At 61.4% G+C, this 5,441-nt stretch carries 6 protein-coding genes; 1 reads left to right on the top strand and 5 read right to left on the bottom strand.

Going from position 1 to position 5,441, the window contains the following annotated elements; genetic code table 11:
• The 5 genes from ACXWUF_RS17700 to msrP all read right to left on the bottom strand — a co-directional run.
• A partial coding sequence (locus ACXWUF_RS17700) for a WGR domain-containing protein (RefSeq protein ID WP_458495939.1) occupies positions 1–628 on the bottom strand: 628 nt, incomplete at its 3' end.
• A 124-nt stretch (positions 629–752) separates the two neighbouring features.
• Positions 753–1,805 (bottom strand): tRNA epoxyqueuosine(34) reductase QueG, encoded by a 1,053-nt coding sequence (gene queG / locus ACXWUF_RS17695; protein WP_458495938.1) that lies wholly within the window; start codon positions 1,803–1,805, stop codon positions 753–755.
• A gap of 326 nt (positions 1,806–2,131) precedes the next feature.
• Positions 2,132–2,416, bottom strand: coding sequence for a hypothetical protein (locus ACXWUF_RS17690; protein WP_458495937.1), 285 nt, complete (start codon positions 2,414–2,416; stop codon positions 2,132–2,134).
• 288 nt (positions 2,417–2,704) lie between these two features.
• On the bottom strand, positions 2,705–3,397 hold the full coding sequence (locus ACXWUF_RS17685; RefSeq protein ID WP_458495936.1) for a sulfite oxidase heme-binding subunit YedZ: 693 nt from the start codon (positions 3,395–3,397) through the stop codon (positions 2,705–2,707).
• 10 nt (positions 3,398–3,407) lie between these two features.
• Positions 3,408–4,370, bottom strand: coding sequence for a protein-methionine-sulfoxide reductase catalytic subunit MsrP (gene msrP, locus ACXWUF_RS17680; RefSeq protein ID WP_458495935.1), 963 nt, complete (start codon positions 4,368–4,370; stop codon positions 3,408–3,410).
• Positions 4,371–4,555: 185 nt separating this feature from the next.
• Between msrP and ACXWUF_RS17675 the strand changes: the two genes are divergently transcribed.
• A complete protein-coding gene (locus ACXWUF_RS17675; RefSeq protein WP_458495934.1) occupies positions 4,556–5,374 on the top strand; it encodes a sterol desaturase family protein in 819 nt (272 codons plus the stop codon).
• The last annotated feature ends 67 nt before the right edge of the window (positions 5,375–5,441 follow it).

Here is a 5,441-nt window from a genome sequence, read left to right as displayed (position 1 = left end):
CGATCAGCTCATGCCAATAATCGGGATCATCGCCCCGCAGCAAATCGGGCTTCAATTTCTCCAGCGCTTCGGCCATTGTCCAGCAGCGCACCATGCCCGCTAGCCCTGTCCATAGCCGTTGCATCCAGGCGTAGGGGTTGTATCCCTCGTCGGCGAAGCTGGGTATTTCTTGCAGCGGGTCGCTGGGCGGCTTGAATTCAGGAACGTGAATGCCCCGGACCACCGGCAATTGCTTCCGCAAACCGTTGTCCCAGAGGAAGCCGCCGCTGGGCCACTCGATGACGGGGGCGGGTGATGGGGCGACTACGGGAGGCTCGGGTTTGGCCGCTTCCGGTTCGGTCGCGGGCGGCGGTGATTTGGGCGCGGTGGCGGCGGGCTTGGGCTTCGGGGCGGGCATGGGCGCTGGGGCTATCGCGCCCGTAGCGGAAATCTCCTTGTAGCCCTTGCCGGTCTTCTCCTTGATGAGCTTGGTCTTTTCCGCCAGCGCTAGCGCGTTGGACACGAAGGTTTTGGGCTTGGTTTGACCACTCGTGCCGATGCGGCCAAAGGTGACGGTCAACTCCGTGTCCTCGACTTGGATTTGCCAGAACTTGCTGGCTGTCCCCTCGATCAGTTCGAAACGGCGCATGTTTTCCTCCCGTGATTTTTGTGTGGTATCGGTAACGAGCGGGAAAATTATGCGCCACGCAGTGGCTCACCACATGAACGACTGACGCCGGGAACGAAAAAATTTCCCAGACCTGAGTCCGTGGCTAGCGCACCCCACGGACTGCCGCCAACGCCCAGGCCACATGCTCCCGCACCAGCGCCGACGGATGATCTTCCCGCGCCCGCAAAGCCGCCCGCACGTCCGGCCCGCCCGCCGAATTGCCCAGCGCCACGGCGATATTCCTGAGCCAGCATTCGTAGCCAATCCGCCGAATCGCCGAACCCTCGGTCTTCCGCAAAAAGGTCGCCTCGTCCCAGCCGAATAATTCGATCAGCGCCGCGCTGTCCAGGCCGTGACGCGGCAGGAAATCGGCCTCCTCGGTCAGTTGGGCGTAGCGGTTCCACGGGCAGACCAGTTGGCAATCGTCGCAGCCATAAATGCGGTTGCCCAGGGCGGCGCGGAATTCCTCCGGGATGGCACCGCGCAATTCAATGGTGAGATAGGAAATGCAGCGGCGGGCGTCCAGCCGGTAGGGCGCGACGATGGCCCGCGTCGGGCAGATGTCCAGGCAGGCGGCGCAGCTTCCGCAATGGTTCGGCACCGGCTCATCCACCGGCAAGGGCAGGCTGGTGTATATCTCGCCCAGAAAGAAGAACGACCCGGCGTGGCGGTTGATGAGGTTGGTGTGCTTGCCGATCCAGCCCAGCCCGGCTTGCTCGGCCAGGGCTTTCTCCAGCACCGGGGCGCTGTCGGTGAATACCCGGTGGCCGTTCGGGCCGGCCTCCCGCTCGATTAGCTCCGCCAGTTGTTGCAGGCGCTTTCTGAGCAGCTTGTGGTAATCGCGGCCCAGCGCGTAACGGGAAATGAAGGCCGAGCCGGGATCGCCCAGTTTTTCCCGCAGGGCCGGGCGTCCTTCCGGCAGATAATCCAGCCGGGCGCTAATAATGCGAACGGTGCCCGGCACCAATTCCGCTGGCCGACTACGCTTGCTGCCGTGGCGGGCCATGTAGTCCATTGCGCCGTGGAAACCCGCCGCCAGCCATTCCGCCAGACGGCCTTCGGCTTGGGTCAGGTCGATGTCGGCGATGCCGACTTGCTGAAAGCCCAGTTCGCGCCCCCAGGTTTTTATTTGGGCGGCGAGCGCGGCGTAATCCATGGATGAGGCGTGTTGCACGGGGATGGAGAAGAATGGATATTTGAGCCAGAATTTAAGGATGAGATTCGGAAATTAGCGATAACTTTTTTTCTAGACGCACGTCATCGCTTGAGGCAAGCACTCTCAGGAATAATATCCCTCTAAAGGGACTTGTTCCTTCCCTTGCCCTCACTGCCGTTAAGGCGATTTCCGAAAATGCTTGTCACCGTTGATCTGGATGTAGGATGGGTAGAGCGTACTCGCGAAACCCATCAAGCCGGACAAAGGCTGATGGGTTTCGCTTCGCTCTACCCATCCTACAGGTATGTCTTTTCCTGGAAATCGCCTTACGTCTCGCGCCTGAGTGTCTCCGGGCTGGGCGGGGCAGCCTGCCCAGCCTCCGCAATCCGTCTTGCGACGGCGTTCTCCAATTGCCGCCATTCGCCACCGTACAGCCAGCGGTGGCACCATTCGGTCAGTTGCTCGGGGCTGGACTGCATGGCTTCGAACTCCGCCTTGGCCGTCGTCGGGTCTTCGGTGGGCCACCAGGACAGGTTCGCGAATTGCTGACGGATGTGCGCCTTGGCTGGCTCGATGTTGGATGCGTCGATGGTGAAGGAATGTCGGATCATAGCCACTCCGTGATTTTCATCGGTTAGCCTGTGGGAAGTGGCTTCCAACCGCGACCGAACCGGCGGCAAGGCCAAAGCGCCGCCGTGGATCGCGGTTGGAAACCGCTCCCACATCAGCCAAATTCCATTAGACCCCGCCATGGCCACCACATTCACCGTTTTCGCCCTGGCCTACTTGGGGATGATCCTGGGTGGTCTGAGACAGCGCTGGTAGGTCAGGCACGTACTCGTGCCCGACGCATGACCGAGGATGTCGGGCATGGAAATACATGCCCGACCTGCGGTTGCTTATTTCTGGCTGCGCTGAGGCGCGGCGCGGGAACCGATGCCGCCGCCCATGCCGGTCATGGGCGGCACGCCGCTATGCTTCGCCACCACCTTGCGGGGGGCCAACAGCCGGGCGCATAGCAGCACGCACAGCACAATCGCATAGATGCCGGGATAGGTGATGTCCCGCTTCACCAGCCACAGGTAGTGCAGCACGCCCGCGATGACGATGGGGTAGGTCAGCCGGTGCAGGATTTGCCAGCGGTGCCCGCCTATCAGCTTCATCATGCCGTTGGTGGAGGTCAGGGCCAGGGGAATCAGCAGCACGAAGGCGAAGAATCCGGCGGTGATGTAGGGGCGCTTGGTGATGTCCTTGGCGATGCCGGACCAGTCGAAATATTGGTCGAACACCAGATAAGTCGCGAAGTGCAGGCAGGCATAGAAGAACGCATACAAGGCTATGGCGCGGCGCAGCCGCACCAGCCAATGCCAGCCGGTGAGCTTGCGCAGCGGCGTCACCGCCACGGTGAGGAAAAGGAAATTGAGCGTCCAGATGCCGGTGGAGCGGGTCAGGGTCTCGACCGGGTCGGCGCCCAGTTGATGACTGAGTCCGGCGACGATGAGCCGCAGCAAGGGGATGAGGCAGGCGAGGATCAGGATGATCTTGATTTGGAGGATGGCCTGGTTCGAGGGATGTTTGAGGTGTTGTTTCACGGCCCGAGTCTCAGAAGTATTTTTCTAGGTCCATCCCGGTATAGAGGCCAGCGACCTGTTCGGCGTAGCCGTTGAACATCTGGGTCGGGCGCTTGAGGAAATCGCCGATGCGGCGCTCCTTGGCCTGGCTCCAGCGGGGGTGGTCCACGTCCGGGTTCACGTTGGCGTAAAAGCCGTACTCGCGGGGACCGGCCTTCATCCATGAGGTGAGCGGCTGGGCTTCGGTGAGGCGGATGCGGACGATGGATTTGCCGCTCTTGAAGCCGTACTTCCACGGCACCACCACGCGGATCGGGGCGCCGCTCTGGTTGGGCAGCACGTTGCCGTACAAGCCCACCGCCAGGATGGTCAGGGGATGCATGGCCTCGTCGATGCGCAAGCCTTCCACATAAGGCCAGTCGAGAATCTCGTTGCGCTGGCCGGGCATCTGCTCCGGGTCGTTGAGCGTGATGAATTCCACATACTTGGCGTTGCCGGTCGGCTCCACCCGCTTCAACAGCTCCGCCAGCGGAAAGCCCACCCAGGGAATCACCATCGACCACGCTTCCACACAGCGCAGCCGGTAGACGCGCTCTTCGAGCGGGAAAAGCTTCAGCAACGCCTCAATATCGAAGACTTTGGGCCTGGCCACCGCCCCTTCCACCGTCACGGCCCAGGGCTGTGTTTTCAGCGTGTGGGCGTTGCGGGCGGGGTCGCTTTTGTCGGTGCCGAACTCGTAGAAGTTGTTGTAACTGGTCGCTTCCGCGAAGCCGGTTTTTTCCTCGGCGGTGCTGAATGGGCTGGGTTTGAGTTCCCGGAAATCCGTCGCCGGTGGCGTCTCTTCGCCCGCCCAAACCCTTCCCGGACGAGCCAGCGCCGCCCCCGCCGCCATGGCCCCGGAGAGTTTCAGGAATTGCCGCCGCGCTGCGTAGAGCGCTTCGCGGGTGATCTCGGACGGCTTCGGATCGCCGGCGTGGGGTGTCTTGATGATCATGCCCAACCTCGATGGCTTTATTTATTTTCAGGCAATAACGCGGCTATTAAAAAAACACAACTATTTTACTCAGGTTTAGTCATACGGCTGTAAGGCGATGGACCGGCGTGACTAAGCCGGGGACATCGCCAAAGGAAGTAAACGCTGATTCCACGCACGACAACCAAGAAAAGAGGGCGACTCATATGAACATCGAGTCCCTGTCGCACGCTGTCAATTTGACCTTCACCACGCTGAAACATTCGCCCGAGCTGCTGCTATTTTTCGTTTTGTTCGTCTGTTTGGCGCGGGAACTGCGCAAGCCCTGGCGGGCGTTTTCCCGCCGCAGTCTGGGGCGCTCTTATAGTTCGAACCTCGCGACGTTCCTGTTCAACGACATCGTCCTGTCGTTGCTGTCCCTGCCTTCCCTGTTTTATGTGGCCCAGAATTTTTCAGGCGCCGGCCTGCTGAGCCGGGTGCCGGATGGGCTGGCGAAGGCGCTCTTGGCCTTCGTCCTGCTGGACCTGATGATGTACGCCTGGCACATCGCCAACCACCGCTGCGAAATGCTGTGGCGTTTCCACAAGGTACACCACAGCGACACCACCCTCAACGTCACCACCGGCCTGCGCTTCCATGTGGGCGAGTTGGCGCTGACCGTGCTGCTCAAGGCGGGCTTCATTGTGCTGGTGGGGGTGCCGGTGGAACTGGCGATGCTCAACGAGGTGGTTCTGTCCTGCTTCGTGCTGTTCCACCACACCAATTCCTCGCTGTGGGGCGAGAAGGTTTGGGGGGCGCTGTTCATCATGCCGTGGCAGCACCGGCTGCACCATTCCACCCTGCGCGATCAGCATGACCACAACTACGGCGGCGCCTTGACGTTGTGGGATAGGCTATTCGGGACGATGGGGGAGGGCGAGCCGGAGTCCATCGGCTTGAAGAACGTGAAGGAGCAGGGCTTTTGGGAGATGCTGCGGTTTGGGCTGGTGAGCTATTACAACCGGCCCGAGAACCGCATCGCCTAACGAGGATGGGGGTGGGAGTGGGCTTCAGTGGGAGTGGGCTTCAGCCCACGATCCGGCCATCGTCGTG

The organism is Methylomagnum sp., assembly GCF_054333355.1.
Note: the sequence above shows the minus strand (reverse complement) of the source record. Positions and strands in the feature narration are given on the sequence as shown.

Excerpts from the sequence above, each read along its gene's own strand:
- ACXWUF_RS17690 (WP_458495937.1), bottom strand. The coding sequence starts at position 2,416 with ATGATCCGACATTCCTTCACCATCGACGCATCCAACATCGAGCCAGCC.
- ACXWUF_RS17675 (WP_458495934.1), top strand. The coding sequence starts at position 4,556 with ATGAACATCGAGTCCCTGTCGCACGCTGTCAATTTGACCTTCACCACG.
- msrP (WP_458495935.1), bottom strand. The coding sequence starts at position 4,370 with ATGATCATCAAGACACCCCACGCCGGCGATCCGAAGCCGTCCGAGATC.
- queG (WP_458495938.1), bottom strand. The coding sequence starts at position 1,805 with ATGGATTACGCCGCGCTCGCCGCCCAAATAAAAACCTGGGGGCGCGAA.